Raw genomic sequence first — 19845 nt, forward strand, 5'->3', positions numbered from 1 at the left:
GTTCCTTACCTGTTGTCACGCTGCAGCCTGCGCTCGAGATACATCGAGTAGCGGGACATGCTGAAGCAGATGATGAAGAAGATGGCGCCGGTGAAGATGAACGGCTCCCAATAGATGCCCTTCCAGGCGAAATTGGCGCGCACGAAATCGGAAATCCCCTTCAGTGGATCGAACAGCCCGACAAAGGTGACCAGGGTCGTATCCTTGAACATGCCGATGAAGGTCGAGACGATGCCGGGAATGCTGATCTTGAGCGCCTGCGGCAGGATGATCAGGCGCTGTGCCTTCCAGTAGTCCAGCCCAAGGGAATCGGCAGCCTCGTATTGCCCCTTGGGCAGGGCCGCCAGCCCGCCCCGGATCACCTCGGCCATATAGGCGGCGGCGAAGATCGTCACCATGATGATGACCCGCAGGATGATGTCGAAATTCGTGCCCGGCGGCAGGAAATAGTTCAGCAGCAGCGAGGCCACGAAAAGCAGGGTAATCAGCGGCACGCCCCGGATGAACTCGATGAAGACCACCGCCAGGCTGGTCACCAGGAACATGTCCGAGCGCCGCGCCAGCGCAAGGATGATGCCCATCGGCAAGGACAGGGCGATGCCCGCGACGCCGATGGTGATGGCCAACAGGAAGCCGCCGAATTTCTCGGATTCGACAGGCGTTATGCCCATGGGCAGCAGGTTCTGCAGATCGCCCGCCGCTTCGCCGGTGAAGCCGATCCACCAGACAAGCGTCATCAGGATTCCCGCGATCACTGCCAGCATCGGCGAGACGATGGCGACAAGCCGCCAGCCCAGCCAACCGAGACCGATCCCCGCCAGCACCATCAGCGGCGCCCACAGGGTTCCGCCCCATAACAGGAACACGCCGATCAGCGGGTAGAGCGCCGAAAAGATCAGCAGCCAGCCCGCATGGCGTTCGGCAAGGATCGTGGCGCCGATCATGATGATCGCGCCCAACAGAAAAGCGATGGCCGGAACGCCGAGCACCTGCATGAACAGCAAGGTGGCGATGGTTGACACGACCAGCACGATCCGCCGGATTTGCTGCGTCTCGGAAAACAGGATCGGGGCCAATGCGACCATCAGCAAGCCAAATGCCAGCAATGGCCGCCAATAGAGTTCGGGCGGGTAGAAGCCGAACATGTATTGATGCCAGCGCTCGCGGATGACCGCGAAACAGGCACCGCGCGCGCCCTCGCCCCAGGTGGCGGCGATGATCTCGCGGCATTCTGCCAGGCTGTCGGCATTCCAGACCGAATGCGCGAACCAATCCCAGAAATGGCTGACAAGGAACCAGATGATCGCCAGGCCGACCAATGTCAGCAGAGTGTTGACCGGGCCGGAGAACAGGTTTTCACGCAGCCATTTCACCGCCCCGGCCTCGCGGATAGGGGGCGGCTCGGGGGGCAGCATGGTTTCGCGGTAATAGGCGTCGTCGCGGGCAGAGGTCTTGCTCATCTCAACGCTCCTTCAGCTTGACGCGGCTGTTGAACACATTCATCCCGGCCGAGATGATCAGGCTGAGGACCAGGTAGATCAGCATCATCAGCACGATCGCCTCCAGCTCGCGCCCGGTCTGGTTCAGCGTCGTCCCGCCAAGCGTGCCGCGCAAATCCATGTAACCGACCGCGATGGCCAGCGAACTGTTCTTCATCAGGTTCAAATATTGCGAGATCAGCGGCGGAATGATCACCCGCAGCGCCTGCGGCAGGATCACCAGGTTCATCGTCTTGTTGGGACGCAAGCCCAGGGCGAAGGCCGCCTCGCTTTGCCCATGGCTGACGGCGAGGATACCCGCGCGCACGATCTCGGCGATGAAGGCGCCGGTATAGAGCGTCAGCGCCAGCCACAGCACCACGAAGGCGTTGCCTAGGTTGATCCCGCCGCCAAAGTTGAAGCCCTGCAGTTCCGGTGCCAGCAGATGCAGGCCGAAATACCAGATCAGCAGCAGCGAGGGGACGGTCATCACGGCGAGATTGATCCACCATGTCGTCGGGCGGATGCCGGTGCGGTCCTGGATGGCCTGCGCCCGGTCCAGGATCGCGCCGCGGGTGAACCAGCCGCCGATGATGACCACCAGGAAGGCGATGACCGCCCAGTTGACGGTGATCCGCGCGCCCAGGTCGAGGGTGCCGGGATCATTGGTCATCCCAAGTGCCGGGATCGCGGTATAACGGTTGGTCAGCGCGACCTGATCGAACAGGATCTTCGACCAGGCCGGATCGTCGCCGCGATAGGCGCTTGGCGGCGGCATGATCTCGGTGAAGATGGCATAGATGATCAGGATCCACAGCAGCAGCGGGATATTCCGGAAAATCTCGACATAGATGGTCATCAGCCGGGCGAAGAGCCAGTTCTTCGACAGGCGGGCGACACCGATGGATACCCCGAGGATCGTCGCGGCCACGCAACCGAGGATCGAAACGATGATGGTGTTCAGAAGTCCGACAATCGTCGCCCGCAGATGCCAATCGTCCGAGGTATAGGGGATCGGCGTTTGCGGGATGTCATAGCCAGCCCGCTGGAACAGGAACCCGAAATCGAAGTCCTTGCCCTGCGCGGCGAGGTTCTGGATGGTGTTGTTCACCAGCCACCAGGCCAATGCCATGACCAGGATGAAGACGATCACCTGGAACGTCATGGAGCGGTAGCGCCGGTCATAGACCAGCATGCTCACCCGGAACGGCTGGTCAGCCGGTAGCGGAGCGTCCGTCATATATGTTTCCCTGTCGCCGGTCCACGGCTTTTGCGCCGCTTGCTATTGACCGGATGTTGTTCTTGCAAAGGCAATGGGGGCGCCGAAGCACCCCCATTTTCACTGATTAACGGAACGGCTGTGCGTAAAGCAGGCCGCCCTGAGTCCATTGGGCATTCAGCCCGCGAGTCAGCCCGATCGGAGTCTGCTCCCCGATATTGGCCGCGAAGATTTCACCGTAATTGCCGGCAGCCTGGATGGCCCGCTTGGCCCATTCGTTATCCAGCCCGATCATCGCGCCCAGTTCGCCGGACACGCCCAGAAGCCGCTGAACTTCGGGATTCTCGGAGGATTTCACCAATTCCTCGATATTCTTCGAGGTCACCCCGTATTCCTCGGCGGCGATCAGGGCGTTCAAGGTCCAGCGAACGATATCGCCCCAATTGTTGTCACCGTGACGCACGGCCGGGCCGAGCGGCTCTTTCGAGACGACCTCGGGCAGGATGACGTGGTTTTCAGGGTCGGCGAATGCCGCGCGGGTCGCCGCAAGGCCCGAGATGTCGGTCGTATAGGCATCGCATGCCCCGGCCATGTATTGCTGTTCGCCCTCGGCATTGCTGTCGATGTTGACCGGCTGGTATTCCATATCATTGGCCTTGAAATAATCGGCCAGGTTCAACTCGGTCGTGGTGCCGGTCTGGATGCAGATCGTGGCGCCGCCAAGTTCCTTGACCGAGGTCACGCCCAGATCCTTGGGCACCATGAAGCCCTGACCGTCGTAATAGTTCACGCCGGCGAAATCGAGCTTGAGGTCGGTATCGCGCGAGAATGTCCAGGTCGAGTTCCGGGCAAGCATGTCCACCTCGCCCGAGGACAGCGCCGTGAAGCGCGTCTGCCCGGTGGTCGGGACATATTTCACCTTGGAAGGATCGCCCAGAACGGCGGCGGCAACCGCCTTGCACAGGTCGATGTCGAACCCGGCCCAGTTGCCATTGGCATCGGGCGCGGCAAAGCCGACCAATCCCGTATTGACGCCGCAGTTCAATTCGCCACGGGCCTTCACATCGGCCAGGGTATCGGCCATGCCCATACCCGCAGCCATACCGGCAACCGCGATGCTGCCTAAAAATACCGTCTTTTTCATGTTTACCTCGTTGTTGGAGCCCAGAGCCAAGCTGTCTGCCCTGTCCAGGGTTCAAGGGGCCTGTTGACCAAGCCGCGATTTCTGATCCGGACCGCAACCGACACGCGGTCATTACAAGCAACATCTTGCCTATCCTGTCCCACAGGTCAAGCGTGGCGCCTTCCTTCGAAAGTTCAACTTTTACATAAAAGCTGTTGAAACCGTTCCGCCGACCGCATCGCATCGAGACGATTGCGGGCCGTCGCCTCGGCCTCTTCATCCCGCCCCCATTGGCTGATCTGAAAGGTCTCGTCTATGCGTGCCAGGTGATAGGCTTCTTCCGCGCTCAACCTTTCATGAAGGACGGCCAGGCCCAGCACCAGAGAACCGGGCAATGTCACAAGGTCGTGCAGCGCCATCAGTCCAAAGCTGTCGAGCCGATCGATTTCCGCCCGCAACCGTTCGAGCGAATCATCGGGCTGCCTGACCGGAATAATCCCATGGGTGATCCGCAAGGGCGCCTGCAGCGCGGTGGCAGCCCAATCGACTAGCGGATCCCAGCCCTCGGCCTCCATCCGGACCAGTTCCTCGGGATGTTCCGCCCGGTAGCACAACAGGTCGGTGCCGCCATATTCGGCAAGCATGGCCGCCACGGCGTCGAATTGCGGCCGCACCTTCTCGATTGCCGAATTCGCCGCACGGGTGAGCGGCATGGCATTGGGATCGATGACTTCGGTCTGCGCGTCCCATTCGGCGGCAATGGCCTGCGCGAGCGCCTCGGTCGGCAGGATCAGCGCCTGTTTGCCCGGCGTCCGCAGCGGGCGTTCGTCCAGCAGGATCTCCCATCCGCCATCCGCCGGGCGCGTGCCCGCCGCCTTCCAGAACCGCCGCGCCTTCCATTCGCTCATGCCGCCCACTCCATGATTGCGGTGGTGAGCGCCGGAAAGTCGGGCGCGACCAGCTCGGCGCCCACATCACGCAGCGCGGCAGGCTGATGATAGCCCCATGCGACGCCGAAGCCCCGGATTCCGGCCGCAACGGCCATCTCGATGTCAAAACTCGTATCGCCGACCATGACGGCATCCGCGGCATCCATCCCGGTCTCGGACAGCACGGCTTCCAGCATCGCGGGATGCGGCTTGGAGGGATGGTTATCCGCCGTCTGCAAGGACATGAATCGCCCTTGCAGCCCATGCGCCTCGATCATCGCATCCAGACCCCGGCGCGATTTTCCGGTGGCCACCGCCAGCAACAGATCGTCGCGCGTTGCCAGCGCGTCCAGACAATCCCGCGCGCCGGGATAAAGCGGTGCGGGCGCGGATTTGCGGGCGCTCATGAAGGAGTCCTTGTAGCCCTGCACGATCCGCGCCTGCGTTGGTTCGTCAGTCTCGGGTGCCAGCCGGGCGATGGCGACCGGCAGGGACAGTCCGACGATCTCGAGCACCCGCGATTGCGGCAGCACCGGCAAGCCTGCGGTCTGAAAGGCGTGGCTCATGGCATGGTGGATATGGTGCTGGCTGTCGACCAGCGTGCCGTCCACGTCGAAAATGACCAGCTTCATTCTTCCTCCGCAAAGGGATCTGCGGGCACGTCGTTCTCGTGCCAGCCCAGGTTTTTCCATGTGCGCTGCATGTGCTCGGGCAAGGGTGCGGTGAGGGTGATGCGCCGCTTGGTGATCGGGTGATCGAAGGACAGGCTGCGGGCATGCAGATGCAGCTTGCGGCTGATCTCTCCGCCAAGCTGCGCGCCCCAGCCATCGCCAAGGTTCTCTTGCCCCGAGCCACCATATTTGCCGTCGCCGACGATGGGATGACCCAGCTCGGCCATATGCGCGCGAAGCTGGTGCGTCCGCCCGGTGATCGGCACCAGCGCGCACCAGCTTGCGCGCGTGCCCAGGGCATCCAGCACCGCGTAGTCAGTGGTCGCCCGCTTGGCCCCCTCGGTCGAGGGGATGTCGCGGGGGTGGACGGCAACCATCTTTTCGCCCTCGCCGCCGCGCCCGTGTCCGGCGGCCTTGACCAGACCGTAGCGGACCGTGCCCATGCGCGGGTTGGGAACACCCGCCACCGCCGCCCAATAGATCTTGCGGGTCGTGCGCGAGCGGAACGCCTCGGACAACGCACGGGCGATACGGTCGGTGCGGGCGAGCAGCAGCAGGCCCGAGGTGTCCTTGTCCAGCCGGTGCACCAGCTTGGGCCGGTCCTTGAAGCCGAACATCAGCGCCCCGGTCAGCCCGTCCACGTGACGGTTGCCCTGCCCGCTGCCCCCTTGCGAAGGCAGGCCCGGAGGCTTGTTCAGCGCGATGATATGTTCGTCCTTCCACAGCACCGCCTGCTGGATCATCTTCTGATCGTTATCGGGAATGCGCGCGCCTTCGGATTTGGCCTTGGCAGGCACGGGCTTGGCATCGGGCAAGGGCGGCACGCGCACCTCCTGCCCGGCCTCGATCCGGGTCGCGGCCTTGACGCGCCCGCCATCGACGCGCAACTGCCCGGTGCGGCACATCTTTTCGACCGCGCCTTGCGTCAGTTGCGGGAAACGCTTCTTGAGCCAGCGGTCGAGGCGCTGATCGCCCTCGTCATGGCTCACATTGATCACCTGAACGCCGCTCATGCGAAAATCCCTCTGCCGACGGCCAGGCCCGCCGTCACTGCAAGCAGCGACAGCACCACCGAACCGGTCACGTAAATCATGGCTCCCGCCATCTGCCCCCGCTCCCACAGGGTCAGCGCGTCCAGCGAGAAGGCCGAGAATGTCGTGAAACCGCCCAGAATACCCGTCAGCAGCAGCGGCGCGAAATCGTTGTTCCAGCGATGCGCCATGAAGGCGACCAGAAGCCCCATCGCGAAACTGCCCAGCACGTTCACCACGCCGGTCGCAACGGGAAAACCCGGGCCATGCCACGCGATGGCGCGATAGACCGCGTAGCGCGCCGTCGCGCCGAGTGCGCCGCCCACGGCGACCTGGAGAAAGGGATTCATCATGGCGGGGTGATGTGGCGCTGCGGGCGTAAAGTCAACCACCACGCTTGTGCCGTTGCGCAACGAACCAGTCCAGCCGTTTCTTCAACTCACGTTCGAAGCCCCGCTCGATCGGGGTATAGAGGATCGGTCGCTTCATACCGTCGGGGAAATAGTTCTGGCCCGAGAACCCCTCTTCGGCGTCGTGATCATAGGCATAGCCCGCCCCGTAGCCCTGGTCCTTCATCATCTTGGTCGGCGCGTTCAGGATATGGGCGGGCGGCATCAGGCTGCCGGTGCGCCTCGCCTCGGCGCGGGAGGCCTTGTAGGCGACATAGCCCGCGTTCGATTTCGGAGACAGCGCAAGGAAGATCACCGCCTGCGCCAGCGCCAGCTCGCCCTCGGGGCTGCCGAGGCGCTCATAGAGTGCCCAGGCATCCAGGCAATGCCGCGCCGCCGCCGGTTCGGCCAGCCCGATATCCTCGATCGCCATGCGGGTGATGCGGCGGGCGAGATAGCGCGGGTCCTCGCCCCCCTCCAGCATCCGGGCGAGCCAGTAGAGCGCGGCATCCGGGTCCGACCCGCGCACCGATTTATGCAGGGCCGAGATCAGGTTGTAATGCTCGTCCCCCGACTTGTCATATTTGGCGGCACGTCGCATCAGCCGGTTGGCCATGGCCTGCGCGTCCAGCGGCTTGTCGATCTTCCATGCCGCGACCTGCTCGATCAGGTTCAGCGCGGCGCGGCCATCGCCATCTGACATTTCCAGCAGGGCCTCGCGCGCCTCGGCACTCAGCGGCAGCTTGTGGCCCAGCTCCCCCTCGGCGCGCTGTGCGAGACGCTCGAGATCGGCGAGGCTCAGACGTTCGAGCACGATCACCTGGGCGCGCGACATGACGGCGGCATTCAGCTCGAACGAGGGGTTCTCGGTGGTCGCGCCGACCAGCAGGATGGTGCCATCCTCCATATGCGGCAGGAAACTGTCCTGCTGCGCCTTGTTGAAGCGGTGGATTTCATCGACGAAAAGCAGCGTCCCCCGCCCTTGGCTGCGGCGCAGCTTGGCGGCCTCGAACACCTTGCGCAATTCGGGAACGCCGGTGAAGATCGCGCTGATCTGGACGAAGGCAAGATCGGTCTCGTCGGCCAGCAGCCGGGCGATGGTGGTCTTGCCCACCCCCGGAGGCCCCCAGAGGATCAGCGAGGAAAGACTACCCGCCGCCAGCATCGAACCGAGCGGGCCATCCGGGCCAAGCACCCTGTCCTGGCCAATCACTTCTGCCAGGCGGGCCGGACGAATCCTGTCGGCCAGAGGGCGCATCGCCGAATTGGACGGCGATTCGGATGAAGCGGGAGTGTCGAACAGATCGGCCATGTCACGCGCATTCTAGGATGCGGGCAACGGGATCGAAAGCCCCTGATCACCTTCTCTGGTCAGGATTACAGCAAGCGGTATTCCTGCGCCCTTTGCAACGCCTCGGCGGTGGTGCGGGCCATAAGCCGCTTCCGGGTCGATATCAGCCGGGCCTTGAAGGCGCTTTCCGTGATGCCAAGCTTGGCGGCCGCCTCGGCATGCCGCTCGCCTTCCGCGATGCGGCGCAGGGCGTCTTTCTGCGCCTTGGTCAGCCCGGCCGGTGGTTCGGCCAATTCGTGCAACTGCCGAAGGATGGCCGAAACCGCAACGATTTCTTCGTCGGTGAATTCACGTTTGCCATTGGCAACACTTGCGATACTGCGCGAGGTGATCAGGCCATGCGACAATGTCGCGCCATAGGGCAGCCCGTGACCGGCAGCCTCCCGCATGATGCCGAACGGATCCGGAACGGGCAGCGCGGACCATCTGCACGCCCCGGTGGTCGATAATCCCCAGGCAATGGTGGGATCCCGCAGGGCAAACCCGTTCTGAAAATAGAACTCCGCCCAAGTCTCCGGATAAGTCTGGAACCGCATCAACGGTGCCGCGAAGCGGATATGCAAAGACAGGAAATATCCCGTCGGTGCGATTACGTCCAACTTTTTCAGTAAGGCATTTATCTCTGCACGTGCAATCATGTTCTTCTGAGCCGATCCTAATTAAACTTACAATATCAACACAATCGAAACAATTTTGTATTACCAGAAGGTTAACGCATCGGAATTGTTCCGCCGACGGGTCTTATAACACCAAAAGGTATCGATATCACAATATTTCACACTGAAATACTGGCCGGGAGAGTGATTGGCCACCCCCGCATGCTGCAGTTGCAAAAACCCCGCCGCTGTTTCCAGCGACGGGGTTTTCCCGTTCTCGATTGTCGTTGCAGGCTGTCTTCAGCCGTCATCGCCCTCGGAGGCTTCGACACGTGCATGATCGGCTGCGCCCTTGGCGCTCGGATCGCGGTCGACCAGTTCGATGATTGCCATCGGCGCCATATCACCATAGCGGAAACCGGCCTTCAGCACGCGGACATAGCCACCCTGCCGATCCTTGTAACGCTCGCCCAGGACATCGAACAGCTTTGCGACATAGGCGTCCTGCTTGAGCTGCGAGGCGGCCTGGCGGCGGGCATGCAGATCGCCGCGCTTGGCCAGCGTGATCAGCTTCTCGACGATGGGGCGCAGTTCCTTGGCCTTGGGCAGGGTCGTCTTGATCTGCTCATGCTCGATCAACGAGCCAGCCATGTTGGCGAACAGCGACTTGCGGTGTTCGTGGGTACGGTTGAGACGGCGATAGCCGCGAGCGTGACGCATTTCATTTCTCCATTGACGTCTTTTGCTTTGTCCGGCGGCCCATGCGTGCGGGCCACTCTCCTTGGGGCGGAATGCCCGGGGTTTGGCGGGGCGGGATCAACCCGCCGCCGCCAGAAATTCAAGTCTCAGAACTGATCGTCGAAGCGCTTGGCCAGATCCTCGATATTCTCCGGCGGCCAATCCACGACATCCATGCCCAGATGCAGGCCCATGCCCGAGAGCACTTCCTTGATCTCGTTCAGGGATTTGCGGCCGAAATTCGGGGTCCGCAGCATCTCGGCCTCGGTCTTCTGGATCAGGTCGCCGATATAGACGATATTGTCGTTCTTCAGGCAGTTCGCCGAACGGACCGACAGTTCCAGTTCGTCCACCTTCTTGAGCAGGCGCGGATCGAATTCCAGGCCATCGTCGTTATCCTGACGGCTGGCCGATTCCGGCTCCTCGAAGTTGACGAAGACCGAAAGCTGGTCCTGAACGATACGGGCGGCATAGGCCACGGCGTCTTCCGGGGTCAGCGAACCGTCCGTCTCGATCTTCATGGTCAGCTTGTCGTAATCCAGCACCTGGCCCTCGCGGGTCGGGGTGACCTCGTAGCTGACACGCTTGACCGGCGAGAAGATCGCGTCAATCGGGATCAGGCCGATGGGCGCATCCTCGGGGCGGTTCTTGTCAGCGGCGACATAGCCCTTGCCGGTCTGCACGGTCAGCTCCAGGTTCAGATCGGCGCCCTCGTCCAGGTGGCAGATCACGTGATCGCGGTTCAGCACCGTGATCCCGGCCGTTTCCTGGATATCGCTGGCCTTCACCTCGCCCGGGCCCTTGGCCGTCAGCGAAAGGCGCTTGGGGCCCTCGACTTCCATTTTCAGGGTCACGCCCTTGAGGTTCAGGACGATATCCGTCACATCCTCGCGGACGCCGGCAACGCTGCTGAATTCATGCAGGACGTTGTCGATCTGGACCGAGGTGATGGCAGCGCCTTGCAGCGACGACAGCAGCACACGGCGCAGCGCATTGCCGAGCGTCAGGCCGAAGCCCCGCTCCAGCGGCTCTGCGACCAGGGTCGCCGTCCGGGTCGCGTCGGCGCCCGGCTTGACGACCAGCTGTGTCGGCTTGATCAGTTCGGCCCAATTCTTGTGGATCATGGGTTTGCCTCCATACTTGTTTCCGAGCCCATGACCGTGGCCGGAAACGCCCGAGGTTGAATGCGAAATGTCCGAACCGCGTGCATCACACGCAGCCCGGTGAATGATGATCCAGTATTAGACGCGACGACGCTTTGGCGGGCGGCAGCCGTTATGCGCGATCGGGGTCACATCCCGGATGGCAGTGATGTTGAAGCCGACCGCAGCCAGCGCACGCAGCGCCGATTCACGGCCCGAACCGGGGCCCTGCACTTCGACCTCAAGCGTTCTCACGCCATGTTCCTGCGCCTTGCGGCCAGCATCCTCGGCAGCCATCTGCGCGGCGTAAGGGGTCGATTTACGCGAACCCTTGAAGCCCATCGTGCCAGCCGACGACCAGGAAATGGCGTTGCCCTGCACGTCCGAGATCAGGATCTTGGTATTGTTGAAGCTCGAATTCACATGCGCCACACCGGTGGCGATGTTCTTGCGCTCTTTGCGCTTAGTCCGAGTTTTATCGCGTGCCATGTCCGTTCCCCCTTATTTCTTCTTGCCGGCAATGGGCTTCGCCGGGCCCTTGCGGGTGCGGGCATTGGTGTGGGTGCGCTGGCCGCGGGTCGGAAGACCGCGACGGTGGCGCAGGCCGCGATAGGAACCCATATCCATCAGGCGCTTGACGTTCATCTGCACTTCACGGCGCAGATCGCCTTCGACGGTCAGGTTCTGGTCGATAAATTCACGAATCTGAAGAACTTCGGCATCCGAGAGTTCGTTCACGCGACGTGCGGCATCGATGCCGGTCGATTCGCAAATCTGATGGGCATAGGCAGGGCCGATGCCATGGATATAGGTCAGTGCGATGGGGACACGTTTCCCCGTCGGAATGTTGACGCCAGCAATACGAGCCACGCGTTTTCCTTTTCGGTTGCGGTTCCGTAGCACCGGAACCTTTTTTCACAACGTAAGGCCCGAAAGCCATGCCTTCGGGCCATTCTATGATCCACCCGGAGAGCGGGTGATTCTCTTGCGAGAAGCCGTGATCTAATCGGAGATCACGTCCGCGTCAAGGGGATAGCTTAACAAGGACTTGACAAAGCCAATTTCATCGGCGCCCTAGTTTCCGTCCAGTGCTGCGTTGATCTGGGATGCCACGCTGTCGATCTCGGCAAGCCCGTTGACCGAAGTCAGATCGCCCTTGGCATAATAATAGCCGATCAGCGGCGAGGTCTTCTTGTAATATTCCAGCAGACGGGTGCGCAGGCTATCCTCGTTATCATCGGCGCGGCGCTGCAGATCCGTCGAGCCGCAGACATCGCAAACGCCCTCTTTGGCGGTCGGCTTGGTATCGTCGTGATAGACCTCGCCGCAATTGCCACAGGTAAAGCGACCGGTGATCCGGCGCACCAGCGCCTCGTCATCGACCCGCATCTCGATGACCGTATCCAGCCCCATCCCGGTCTCGTCCAGTAATTCCCCCAGCGCATCCGCCTGCGCCAATGTGCGCGGGAAGCCGTCAAAGATGAAACCCTTGCCGCCTTCGGCCAGTTTCTCGCGAATCAAACCGATGACGATATCATCCGTGACCAGTTGCCCACGATCCATGACCTCGGCCACTTTCTTGCCCATCTCGGTCCCCGAGGTCCGGGCGGCACGCAGCATGTCACCGGTGGAAAGCTGCACCATGCCCCGCTCTTCGACCAGCTTGCGGGCCTGTGTTCCCTTGCCCGCGCCCGGAGGCCCCAGAAGAATGATATTGATCGTCATGTAGCCTGTCCCCCTCGGCTGGCCGTTCCGGCTTGTTGATCAGCGCCGCGACGGCGCCTTGCGCGGCTTTGCGCTTCCCGATTTACGTTTACCACGCAGTTGGGATTTCTCAATCAGACCTTCATACTGATGCGCCAGCAGATGGCTTTGGACCTGGTTGATCGTGTCCATCGTCACCGAAACAACGATCAGCACCGATGTCCCGCCGAAATAGAACGGCACCGACCATTGATGCCGCAATATCTCGGGCAGCAGGCAAACGGCGGCCAGATAGGCCGAACCGATGACAAGCACGCGGTTGACGACGTAATCCAGGTACTCCTCGGTCCGCTTGCCCGGCCGGATGCCCGGAATGAACCCACCCTGATTTTTCAGGTTCTCGGCCACATCATCGGTCTTGAAGGACACATTCTGGGTATAGAAAAACGCGAAGAACACGATCATCGCCGCGAAGAAGACCAGGTAAAGCGGCTGCCCCGGCCCGAAATAGGCCAGCAGGGTCGACATGATCGGCCCGGTCTCATTCCCGGAAAAGGTCGAGATCGTCACCGGCAGCAGCAGCAGCGAGCTGGCGAAGATCGCCGGGATGACGCCTGCCGGGTTGACCTTGATCGGCAGGTGGCTCGATTGCCCGTCATAGACCTTCATTCCCACCTGGCGTCGCGGATACTGGATACGGAGCTTGCGCAGCGCGCGTTCCATGAACACGACGAAGCCGATGACGGCGATCACCATGATGATCACACCGAGGACGATCGGGGTGGAAATCGCGCCAGAGCGGCCCTGCGCGAAGAAGTTCGCCAGCGCTCCGGGAATTTCGGCCACGATGCCAACGAAGATGATCAGCGAGATGCCGTTGCCGATGCCGCGTGCGGTGATCTGTTCGCCCAGCCACATCAGGAACATCGTGCCGCCGACCAGCGTGATTACCACCGATGCCTGGAAGAACAGGCCCGGATCATGTGCCAATCCCCCGGATTCGAGGCTGCGCGCCAGGCCGTAGGCCTGAAACAGCGCCAGCAGAACTGTGCCGTAGCGGGTATACTGGTTGATCTTCTTGCGGCCCTGCTCGCCCTCTTTCTTCAACTGTTCCAGCGCCGGCACCATGGATGCCATGAGCTGAACGATGATCGAGGCCGAGATATAGGGCATGATCCCGAGCGCGAAAACGCCCATCCGCCCGAGCGCACCGCCCGTGAACATCGACAGGATGCCGCCAATGCCGGATTGCGCCTGCTCCATGAAGTTGCGTAGCGCGCCGCCGTCGATGCCCGGCACCGGAATATAGGTGCCGAGGCGATAGATGATCAGCAGACCGATCGTGAACCAGATACGCTGGCGAAGTTCCGTGGCCTTGCTGAATGCCCCCCAGGAGAGGTTCGAGGCCATCTGTTCTGCGGCTGACGCCATATTTTCCGTCCCGTGTCATGACAGCGCCGCCGATCCGTTTCCGGGGTCCGGCGGCGCCTGGAAAACCTGTTTGCTATCTATGGGGCGCGGGCGCCCCGTTCAACAGCTTATTCCGCCGACGCCGGCAGCGTCACCTTGCCACCCGCCTTTTCGACCGCCTCGACCGCCGATTTCGACGCGCCGGTGACAGTGATGTTCAGCTTGGCTTTCAGCTCGCCCTTGCCCAACAGCCGGATGCCGTCCAGCTTGCGGCGCACAACGCCCGCGGTAACCAGCGCATCTTCGGTCACATCGGCCTTGGCGTCCAGCTTGCCCGCATCGACAAAGCTTTGCAGCTGCCCCAGGTTGATGACAGCGAAAGATTTGGCGTTGGGCTTTTTGAAGCCGCGCTTCGGCAGGCGGCGGTACAGCGGCATCTGGCCGCCTTCATAACCGTTCAGAGCCACGCCCGAACGCGATTTCTGGCCCTTGATACCACGGCCGGCAGTCTTGCCCTTGCCCGAACCGGGACCACGCGCTACGCGTTTCTTGGTCGGGGTCGCGCCTTCATTATCGCGGATTTCATGCAGTTTCATATCGCTTCTCCTAAGCCGGACACATCCCCGAAGCGATACAGGACGGACACGGCGTTTCTTGGTTGTCGAGTCGGCCCGTTACATGGGCACCGCGGGTGCGTAGCGGATGCCGCGATGCGGGTCAAGGCCGCAACCTCTCATGACTCGCCTCATATCTGGGCCGAGATGACCCGCGCATCTTCCGGGTACCCCAAGGCCTCCGCGACATCGATTGCCGTATAGAGCAAAGGCCTGGGAAAACTCGCCAGCTCAGAGATGTGCCAATCATTCCGGCGGATATGCGGACGCGAATTCAATTCGATGCCCGAACTGCGCTGCACAGGCTGTCCCAGGAACGAGGCCAGGCTGGTATCATCCTCTTCATGGTCAACGCGGAAAATGATTTCAGGATGCAGATCCAGCGCGATTCGATACCAATAGGCAAAGCTCGCAAGCGCAAAGCCAAGCCCGGTCTGCGGAACTTCTGAGTGGCTGAAGATGTCGACGCCCAGCTTTTCCCATATGACCGTGGCCCGCCAACCAATCGAACGGCGGTTGTTGTTCTCGGGCAGGATCGAGCCCATCGCCGCAAGGGGAGATCGCGCGATACAGAACAGTCTGAAATCCTCGGCAAGCGGACCGATGGCATGCCCCCAGGGAACGCTCTCCCGCCCCGAGAGGGCCATCCAGGACACGATCCCGTCCCTGCCGATCTTTTCATGCTCTACCTGCAATCCGCACGATCGCAGCAATGCCGCCGTGAACCCCGTTCCACAGCGGGGATGTCCGATACCGACTAACAATGAAACCTCCTGAATACGCCATGCCCTCCCCTCAGGTCCGGCTGATCTGCAACCTGTCCCGCAGAACCGCAAGGCATTTGCACGCATGCTCGACCTGAAGCGGATAATAACCTTTCGGCACAACCTGCGCGGGCGGTTCCTGTTCCAGAAGTGCGAGCAACTGGTGCAGCCTTGCCCCGGAGACGGAAATCCTTTCCGGTTCCTCGTTGATCATGCGGTTATACCAACGCCCGCCGAACCAGCGGGCCCGGTGCCGGGCATGATCCGCAATGGCGATTTTCGCATGGAGCCAGTTATGCAGGTCGATCTCGTTGAACGGCATGATATCGGCCGCGACCCCACCCGCTCCGAAAAGAGGGGCGAGCCCGTTCGTCGCGGCATTCGCCTTGCCCTTTCTGAAATCGCGCCGAGCAGCGGACAGCTCGTCATCCGGCATATGTGACCTCCACATCGTCCCGTAAACCGAGTCGTAAAAACCGGGACGATAGCGCTTTCCCGCGGCCTGCGCAAAAACGAAAAGGCGCCCCGTAACCCGGGGCGCCCCTTTTCTGTCAGTCGATCAGGATGATCAGCCGCGCTCTTCGACGATCGTCACCAGATGCGGGATCTTGGCGACCATGCCGCGGACCGCCGGAGTATCCTCCAGCTCGCGGGTGCGGTTCATCTTGTTCAGGCCCAGACCTTTCAGCGTTGCACGCTGGCTGACCGGGCGGCGGATCGGAGAACCGATCTGCTTGACGACGATGGTTTTCTTCTTGGCCATGTCCTTGCCTCCTTACGCTTCAGCCGGAGCTTCGGCAGGAGCCTCGGCCGGCTTGTCGTGCGAGAGCAGGATGTCTGCCACCTTCTTGCCGCGGCGCTGCGCGACCGAACGGGGGCTCGCATTGCCCTTTAGACCATCCAGCGTCGCGCGGATCATGTTGTAGGGGTTCTGCGACCCCAACGACTTGGCCACGACATCCTGGACGCCCAGCATCTCGAACACGGCGCGCATCGGACCGCCGGCGATGATCCCGGTCCCGGGAACAGCCGTCCGCATCACGACCTTACCGGCGCCATGACGGCCCTCGATGTCGTGGTGCAGGGTGCGGCCTTCGCGCAGCGGCACGCGGATCAGGCCGCGCTTGGCCTGTTCGGTCGCCTTGCGGATCGCCTCGGGGACCTCCTTGGCCTTGCCCTTGCCGAAGCCGACACGGCCACGCTGGTCACCGACAACCACCAGAGCGGCAAAGCCGAAGCGCTTACCCCCCTTGACGGTTTTCGACACACGGTTGATCGCCACGAGACGATCGGCGAATTCCGGGGTTTCATCGCGGTCTTCGCGGCGTCCCCGACGATTTTCACGTTCTGCCATACGGCTTTCCTTATCAAGCTGGCGCAACATTGCGCCGTTATCATCGATCCAAGTGAGCTTTTCGGCCAGATGGCCCCTTGCTCCCGGATCATCGGGGTGGCGCACCCGCCACCCACAGGGATCAGAACTTCAAGCCGCCGTCACGGGCAGCGTCGGCCAAGGCTTTGATCTTGCCGTGGAACAGGAAGCCGCCGCGGTCGAAGACGACGTCTTCCACTCCGGCCTTCTTCGCACGCTCGGCGATCGCCGCACCGATCTTGGCGGCGACCTCGACGTTGTTCTTGCCCACGACGCCAAAATCCTTCTCCAGCGTGCTGGCCGAGGCCAGGGTCACGCCATTCAGATCGTCGATGACCTGAACCGAGATGTTCTTGGACGAACGGTGAACCGACATCCGCGGACGGCCATTCGACATCGCCCGCAATTTGTTCCGTACGCGCAAGCGGCGCTTCTGGAACAGCTTTTGCTTTTTCAGTGCCATTTCTCTTGCGCCTCTTACTTCTTCTTGCCTTCCTTGCGGAGGATATACTCGCCCTTGTAGCGGATACCCTTGCCCTTGTAGGGCTCGGGTGCACGCCACTCGCGGATATTCGCCGCAACCTGACCGACCAACTGCTGGTCAATTCCTTCGACAACCACTTCGGTCTGCTTAGGTGCCGTGATCGTCACGCCATCCGGCGTTTCGAAATTCACCTCGTGGCTGTAGCCCAGGGACAGTTTCAGGGTCTTGCCCTGCATCTGCGCGCGGTAACCCACGCCCTGGATTTCCAGCTCTTTCTTGAAGCCTTCCGACACGCCCTGCGTCAGGTTCGCGACCATCGAACGGGTCATGCCCCATTGCTGGCGAGCCCGCTTGGACGTACCGCGCGGCTTGACCGAGACGGAACCGTCTTCCAGCGCAATATCAACTTCGTCATTCGCGGTGAAGCTGCGAGTCCCTTTCGGGCCCTTCACCTCAATCGTCTGACCCTTGATCTCGGCCGTCACGCCCTTGGGCAGTTCGACCGGTCTTTTACCAATCCGAGACATCTGCTGCCCTCCTTAGAATACCTGGCAGAGGACTTCGCCGCCAACATTGGCGTTGCGAGCCGCTGCATCTGACATGACGCCTTGCGGAGTCGACACGATCGAAACGCCCAGACCCTGGCGGACCTGCGGGATTTCCTTGGCACCGGCATAAACGCGGCGGCCCGGTTTCGATACGCGCGACAATTCCCGGATAACCGGGGTACCGTCGAAATATTTCAGACCGATTTCCAGCTCTGCATGGCCGGCATCGGTGGTCACTTCCTCGTAGCCGCGGATGTAACCTTCGTTCTTGAGCACATCCAACACCCAAGCGCGCAGCTTGGAGGACGGGGTGCGTACGGTCGATTTGCCACGCATCTGCGCATTGCGGATGCGGGTCAGCATATCGCCGAGAGGATCGTTCATCGACATATTTGCCCCCTTACCAGCTGGATTTGACCATGCCGGGGATATAACCGTACGAGCCAAGCTCGCGCAGCGCGATCCGCGACAATTTCAGTTTGCGGTAATACGCATGCGGACGACCGGTGAGTTGGCACCGGTTGTGCAGACGCGTAGCCGAGGAATTCCGCGGCAGTTCGGCCAGTTTCAGCGTGGCCTTGAACCGCTCTTCCATCGGGCGGGACTGATCCTTGATGATCTCGTTCAGTTCGGCGCGCTTGGCGGCGTATTTCTGAACCAGACGTGCGCGTTTCTTTTCGCGCTCTACCATCGACTTCTTTGCCATATCTTCTTCCCTCCGCGACTCAGCTGTTGAACGGCATGTTGAAATGCTTCAACAGCGACTTCGCTTCCGCGTCGGTCTTCGCGGTGGTGCAGATGATGATGTCCATCCCCAGAACTTCGTCGACCTTGTCGAAGTTGATTTCCGGGAACACGATGTGCTCTTTCAGGCCCATGGCATAGTTGCCGTAGCCGTCGAAAGCCGTGCCCTTGACGCCGCGGAAGTCGCGAACGCGGGGCAGCGCGATATTGATCAGGCGATCCAGGAATTCATACATCCGGTCGCCGCGAAGCGTCACCTTGGCGCCCAGGGGCATTTCCTCACGGACACGGAAGCCGGCGATCGAGTTCTTCGCCTTGGTGATCACGGCCTTCTGACCGGCGATCAGCGACAGCTCTTCAGCGCCCTGCTTGACCTTCTTGGTATCCTTGACAGCCTCGCCGATACCCATGTTCAGGACGATCTTGTCCAGACGCGGGATTTGCATGTCGTTCTTGTAGCCGAACTCTTCCTTGAGGGCAGCCTTGATCGTGTCGCGGAATTGCGCCTTCAGGCGCGGCGTGTATTTCGAAGCGTCCAGCATCAGATCACGTCTCCCGTGGTCTTGGCGAAACGGACCTTCTTGCCGTCTTCCTCGCGGAAGCCGACGCGGGTCGCTTTGCCGTTCTTGTCCATCAGCGCCAGGTTCGACAGGTTGATGGGCATCGCCTTCGGCACGCGGCCGCCTTGCGACGCCTGCGTCTGGCGCTGGTGCCGGATCGAGACGTTCACGCCGTCAACGATGGCCTTGTTGTCCTTGGGCATCACGGCAGTGATCTCGCCCTGCTTGCCCTTGTCCTTGCCGGCCAGCACGACGACCTTGTCGCCCTTTTTCAGCTTGGCAGCCATTACAGCACCTCCGGAGCAAGCGAGATGATCTTCATGAAGTTCTTCGCGCGCAACTCACGCACGACCGGCCCGAAGATACGGGTGCCGATGGGCTCGCCCTGGTTGTTCAGGACGACGGCGGCGTTGCGGTCGAAACGGATCGAGGTTCCGTCTTCGCGCTTCACTTCCTTGGCGGTCCGAACGACGACGGCCTTGCGCACATCGCCCTTCTTGACCCGGCCCCGTGGGATGGCTTCCTTGACGGAAACGACGATAATGTCGCCCACCGACGCATAGCGACGGTGCGAACCACCCAGGACCTTGATGCACTGCACCCGGCGCGCGCCGGAGTTGTCAGCAACATCCAGATTGGTCTGCATCTGGATCATTAGGTTTCTCCCGACCTTTGGGGACCGGCCTTTCCGGCCCCAGGGTTTCGATCAATACTGGTTAAGAGGTTACGCCGAAGCGGCAGCCTCATCCGTCAGAACGGTCCAGCGTTTCGACTTCGAGACCGGAGCACATTCGGCAATGCGAACGGAATCTCCGACCTTGAATTGGTTGTTCGCGTCATGGGCGCGATATTTCTTCGACAGACGTACGGTCTTGTGCAGCAGCGGGTGCTTGAAGCGGCGTTCGACCAGAACGGTGACGGTCTGATCGTTCTTGTCGCTGGTCACGCGGCCTTGCAGAATGCGTTTGGGCATGAGCC

The 19845-nt window shown here is 61.6% G+C and carries 28 protein-coding genes; all 28 read right to left on the reverse strand.

Translation table 11 applies throughout. The features are described 5' to 3' along the window. Window positions 1-5: 5 nt before the first annotated feature. Window positions 6-1460 carry an amino acid ABC transporter permease gene (locus JHX88_RS15445; RefSeq protein ID WP_076526652.1) on the reverse strand — a complete coding sequence of 485 codons (1455 nt, stop codon included), beginning with the start codon at window positions 1458-1460 and terminating at the stop codon, window positions 6-8. Window position 1461: 1 nt separating this feature from the next. After that, entirely contained in the window at window positions 1462-2718 is a 1257-nt protein-coding gene (locus tag JHX88_RS15450) for an amino acid ABC transporter permease (RefSeq protein WP_076526653.1), read from the reverse strand. A 106-nt stretch (window positions 2719-2824) separates the two neighbouring features. Next, window positions 2825-3841 (reverse strand): amino acid ABC transporter substrate-binding protein, encoded by a 1017-nt coding sequence (locus tag JHX88_RS15455; RefSeq protein WP_076526654.1) that lies wholly within the window; start codon window positions 3839-3841, stop codon window positions 2825-2827. Between the two features lie 173 nt (window positions 3842-4014). Then, window positions 4015-4728: an ATP12 family chaperone protein gene (locus JHX88_RS15460; RefSeq protein ID WP_076526655.1), complete on the reverse strand. Its 714-nt coding sequence runs from the start codon at window positions 4726-4728 to the stop codon at window positions 4015-4017. Beyond that, on the reverse strand, window positions 4725-5381 hold the full coding sequence (locus JHX88_RS15465; RefSeq protein ID WP_076526656.1) for an HAD-IA family hydrolase: 657 nt from the start codon (window positions 5379-5381) through the stop codon (window positions 4725-4727). Before JHX88_RS15465 ends, JHX88_RS15460 begins: the two co-directional genes overlap by 4 nt. Next, complete coding sequence (locus JHX88_RS15470; RefSeq protein WP_076526657.1) at window positions 5378-6433, reverse strand: RluA family pseudouridine synthase; 1056 nt, start codon at window positions 6431-6433, stop codon at window positions 5378-5380. The genes JHX88_RS15465 and JHX88_RS15470 overlap by 4 nt, the downstream gene beginning before the upstream one ends. Next, complete coding sequence (crcB, locus tag JHX88_RS15475; protein WP_076526658.1) at window positions 6430-6804, reverse strand: fluoride efflux transporter CrcB; 375 nt, start codon at window positions 6802-6804, stop codon at window positions 6430-6432. Before crcB ends, JHX88_RS15470 begins: the two co-directional genes overlap by 4 nt. 31 nt (window positions 6805-6835) lie before the next feature. Next, complete coding sequence (locus tag JHX88_RS15480) at window positions 6836-8152, reverse strand: replication-associated recombination protein A (RefSeq protein ID WP_076526659.1); 1317 nt, start codon at window positions 8150-8152, stop codon at window positions 6836-6838. A gap of 65 nt (window positions 8153-8217) precedes the next feature. Continuing rightward, the gene (locus JHX88_RS15485) at window positions 8218-8829 is read right to left on the reverse strand and encodes a helix-turn-helix transcriptional regulator (RefSeq protein ID WP_076526660.1); all 612 of its coding nucleotides are present in this window, start codon (window positions 8827-8829) and stop codon (window positions 8218-8220) included. Between the two features lie 258 nt (window positions 8830-9087). Then, window positions 9088-9507 (reverse strand): 50S ribosomal protein L17, encoded by a 420-nt coding sequence (gene rplQ / locus JHX88_RS15490; protein WP_076526661.1) that lies wholly within the window; start codon window positions 9505-9507, stop codon window positions 9088-9090. Between the two features lie 125 nt (window positions 9508-9632). Further along, entirely contained in the window at window positions 9633-10649 is a 1017-nt protein-coding gene (locus tag JHX88_RS15495; RefSeq protein ID WP_076526662.1) for a DNA-directed RNA polymerase subunit alpha, read from the reverse strand. Window positions 10650-10766: 117 nt separating this feature from the next. Then, on the reverse strand, window positions 10767-11156 hold the full coding sequence (gene rpsK, locus JHX88_RS15500; protein ID WP_076526663.1) for a 30S ribosomal protein S11: 390 nt from the start codon (window positions 11154-11156) through the stop codon (window positions 10767-10769). Between the two features lie 12 nt (window positions 11157-11168). Continuing rightward, window positions 11169-11537, reverse strand: a complete 369-nt coding sequence (rpsM, locus tag JHX88_RS15505; protein ID WP_076526664.1) for a 30S ribosomal protein S13 — start codon at window positions 11535-11537, stop codon at window positions 11169-11171. Window positions 11538-11741: 204 nt separating this feature from the next. Beyond that, window positions 11742-12392 carry an adenylate kinase gene (locus tag JHX88_RS15510; RefSeq protein WP_076526665.1) on the reverse strand — a complete coding sequence of 217 codons (651 nt, stop codon included), beginning with the start codon at window positions 12390-12392 and terminating at the stop codon, window positions 11742-11744. 39 nt (window positions 12393-12431) lie between these two features. Continuing rightward, on the reverse strand, window positions 12432-13802 hold the full coding sequence (gene secY / locus JHX88_RS15515) for a preprotein translocase subunit SecY (protein WP_076526666.1): 1371 nt from the start codon (window positions 13800-13802) through the stop codon (window positions 12432-12434). A gap of 107 nt (window positions 13803-13909) precedes the next feature. Further along, the gene (gene rplO, locus JHX88_RS15520; RefSeq protein ID WP_076526667.1) at window positions 13910-14377 is read right to left on the reverse strand and encodes a 50S ribosomal protein L15; all 468 of its coding nucleotides are present in this window, start codon (window positions 14375-14377) and stop codon (window positions 13910-13912) included. 149 nt (window positions 14378-14526) lie between these two features. Beyond that, entirely contained in the window at window positions 14527-15159 is a 633-nt protein-coding gene (locus tag JHX88_RS15525) for a hypothetical protein (protein WP_141225843.1), read from the reverse strand. Between the two features lie 31 nt (window positions 15160-15190). After that, window positions 15191-15595 (reverse strand): hypothetical protein, encoded by a 405-nt coding sequence (locus JHX88_RS15530; protein ID WP_076526669.1) that lies wholly within the window; start codon window positions 15593-15595, stop codon window positions 15191-15193. 132 nt (window positions 15596-15727) lie between these two features. Continuing rightward, window positions 15728-15922: a 50S ribosomal protein L30 gene (gene rpmD / locus JHX88_RS15535; protein WP_076526670.1), complete on the reverse strand. Its 195-nt coding sequence runs from the start codon at window positions 15920-15922 to the stop codon at window positions 15728-15730. Between the two features lie 12 nt (window positions 15923-15934). Further along, window positions 15935-16513: a 30S ribosomal protein S5 gene (gene rpsE, locus JHX88_RS15540; RefSeq protein ID WP_076526671.1), complete on the reverse strand. Its 579-nt coding sequence runs from the start codon at window positions 16511-16513 to the stop codon at window positions 15935-15937. A 121-nt stretch (window positions 16514-16634) separates the two neighbouring features. After that, window positions 16635-16994, reverse strand: coding sequence for a 50S ribosomal protein L18 (gene rplR / locus JHX88_RS15545; RefSeq protein WP_076526672.1), 360 nt, complete (start codon window positions 16992-16994; stop codon window positions 16635-16637). A gap of 14 nt (window positions 16995-17008) precedes the next feature. Continuing rightward, window positions 17009-17542: a 50S ribosomal protein L6 gene (gene rplF / locus JHX88_RS15550; protein ID WP_076526673.1), complete on the reverse strand. Its 534-nt coding sequence runs from the start codon at window positions 17540-17542 to the stop codon at window positions 17009-17011. Window positions 17543-17554: 12 nt separating this feature from the next. Next, window positions 17555-17953, reverse strand: coding sequence for a 30S ribosomal protein S8 (rpsH, locus tag JHX88_RS15555; RefSeq protein WP_141225844.1), 399 nt, complete (start codon window positions 17951-17953; stop codon window positions 17555-17557). Between the two features lie 10 nt (window positions 17954-17963). Beyond that, window positions 17964-18269 carry a 30S ribosomal protein S14 gene (gene rpsN, locus JHX88_RS15560; protein ID WP_076526675.1) on the reverse strand — a complete coding sequence of 102 codons (306 nt, stop codon included), beginning with the start codon at window positions 18267-18269 and terminating at the stop codon, window positions 17964-17966. Window positions 18270-18288: 19 nt separating this feature from the next. Next, a complete protein-coding gene (gene rplE, locus JHX88_RS15565) occupies window positions 18289-18849 on the reverse strand; it encodes a 50S ribosomal protein L5 (RefSeq protein WP_076526676.1) in 561 nt (186 codons plus the stop codon). Continuing rightward, a complete protein-coding gene (rplX, locus tag JHX88_RS15570; RefSeq protein WP_076526677.1) occupies window positions 18849-19154 on the reverse strand; it encodes a 50S ribosomal protein L24 in 306 nt (101 codons plus the stop codon). Before rplX ends, rplE begins: the two co-directional genes overlap by 1 nt. Further along, complete coding sequence (gene rplN, locus JHX88_RS15575; protein WP_076526678.1) at window positions 19154-19522, reverse strand: 50S ribosomal protein L14; 369 nt, start codon at window positions 19520-19522, stop codon at window positions 19154-19156. Before rplN ends, rplX begins: the two co-directional genes overlap by 1 nt. 69 nt (window positions 19523-19591) lie before the next feature. After that, entirely contained in the window at window positions 19592-19840 is a 249-nt protein-coding gene (gene rpsQ / locus JHX88_RS15580; protein WP_076526679.1) for a 30S ribosomal protein S17, read from the reverse strand. Window positions 19841-19845: the final 5 nt, after the last annotated feature.

The sequence above is a fragment of the Paracoccus saliphilus genome (assembly GCF_028553805.1).
Lineage (GTDB): Bacteria > Pseudomonadota > Alphaproteobacteria > Rhodobacterales > Rhodobacteraceae > Paracoccus > Paracoccus saliphilus.

Excerpts from the sequence above, each read along its gene's own strand:
- JHX88_RS15465 (WP_076526656.1), bottom strand. The coding sequence starts at position 5,381 with ATGAAGCTGGTCATTTTCGACGTGGACGGCACGCTGGTCGACAGCCAG.
- rplX (WP_076526677.1), bottom strand. The coding sequence starts at position 19,154 with ATGGCTGCCAAGCTGAAAAAGGGCGACAAGGTCGTCGTGCTGGCCGGC.
- crcB (WP_076526658.1), bottom strand. The coding sequence starts at position 6,804 with ATGATGAATCCCTTTCTCCAGGTCGCCGTGGGCGGCGCACTCGGCGCG.
- JHX88_RS15510 (WP_076526665.1), bottom strand. The coding sequence starts at position 12,392 with ATGACGATCAATATCATTCTTCTGGGGCCTCCGGGCGCGGGCAAGGGA.
- JHX88_RS15450 (WP_076526653.1), bottom strand. The coding sequence starts at position 2,718 with ATGACGGACGCTCCGCTACCGGCTGACCAGCCGTTCCGGGTGAGCATG.
- JHX88_RS15480 (WP_076526659.1), bottom strand. The coding sequence starts at position 8,152 with ATGGCCGATCTGTTCGACACTCCCGCTTCATCCGAATCGCCGTCCAAT.
- rpsQ (WP_076526679.1), bottom strand. The coding sequence starts at position 19,840 with ATGCCCAAACGCATTCTGCAAGGCCGCGTGACCAGCGACAAGAACGAT.
- rpsH (WP_141225844.1), bottom strand. The coding sequence starts at position 17,953 with ATGTCGATGAACGATCCTCTCGGCGATATGCTGACCCGCATCCGCAAT.
- rplF (WP_076526673.1), bottom strand. The coding sequence starts at position 17,542 with ATGTCTCGGATTGGTAAAAGACCGGTCGAACTGCCCAAGGGCGTGACG.
- JHX88_RS15530 (WP_076526669.1), bottom strand. The coding sequence starts at position 15,595 with ATGCCGGATGACGAGCTGTCCGCTGCTCGGCGCGATTTCAGAAAGGGC.
- secY (WP_076526666.1), bottom strand. The coding sequence starts at position 13,802 with ATGGCGTCAGCCGCAGAACAGATGGCCTCGAACCTCTCCTGGGGGGCA.
- JHX88_RS15460 (WP_076526655.1), bottom strand. The coding sequence starts at position 4,728 with ATGAGCGAATGGAAGGCGCGGCGGTTCTGGAAGGCGGCGGGCACGCGC.
- rpsN (WP_076526675.1), bottom strand. The coding sequence starts at position 18,269 with ATGGCAAAGAAGTCGATGGTAGAGCGCGAAAAGAAACGCGCACGTCTG.
- JHX88_RS15495 (WP_076526662.1), bottom strand. The coding sequence starts at position 10,649 with ATGATCCACAAGAATTGGGCCGAACTGATCAAGCCGACACAGCTGGTC.
- rplO (WP_076526667.1), bottom strand. The coding sequence starts at position 14,377 with ATGAAACTGCATGAAATCCGCGATAATGAAGGCGCGACCCCGACCAAG.
- rplN (WP_076526678.1), bottom strand. The coding sequence starts at position 19,522 with ATGATCCAGATGCAGACCAATCTGGATGTTGCTGACAACTCCGGCGCG.
- JHX88_RS15455 (WP_076526654.1), bottom strand. The coding sequence starts at position 3,841 with ATGAAAAAGACGGTATTTTTAGGCAGCATCGCGGTTGCCGGTATGGCT.
- rplE (WP_076526676.1), bottom strand. The coding sequence starts at position 18,849 with ATGCTGGACGCTTCGAAATACACGCCGCGCCTGAAGGCGCAATTCCGC.
- JHX88_RS15470 (WP_076526657.1), bottom strand. The coding sequence starts at position 6,433 with ATGAGCGGCGTTCAGGTGATCAATGTGAGCCATGACGAGGGCGATCAG.
- JHX88_RS15445 (WP_076526652.1), bottom strand. The coding sequence starts at position 1,460 with ATGAGCAAGACCTCTGCCCGCGACGACGCCTATTACCGCGAAACCATG.
- rpsK (WP_076526663.1), bottom strand. The coding sequence starts at position 11,156 with ATGGCACGCGATAAAACTCGGACTAAGCGCAAAGAGCGCAAGAACATC.
- rplR (WP_076526672.1), bottom strand. The coding sequence starts at position 16,994 with ATGGCACTGAAAAAGCAAAAGCTGTTCCAGAAGCGCCGCTTGCGCGTA.
- JHX88_RS15485 (WP_076526660.1), bottom strand. The coding sequence starts at position 8,829 with ATGATTGCACGTGCAGAGATAAATGCCTTACTGAAAAAGTTGGACGTA.
- rplQ (WP_076526661.1), bottom strand. The coding sequence starts at position 9,507 with ATGCGTCACGCTCGCGGCTATCGCCGTCTCAACCGTACCCACGAACAC.
- rpmD (WP_076526670.1), bottom strand. The coding sequence starts at position 15,922 with ATGGCCAAGAAGAAAACCATCGTCGTCAAGCAGATCGGTTCTCCGATC.
- rpsE (WP_076526671.1), bottom strand. The coding sequence starts at position 16,513 with ATGGCAGAACGTGAAAATCGTCGGGGACGCCGCGAAGACCGCGATGAA.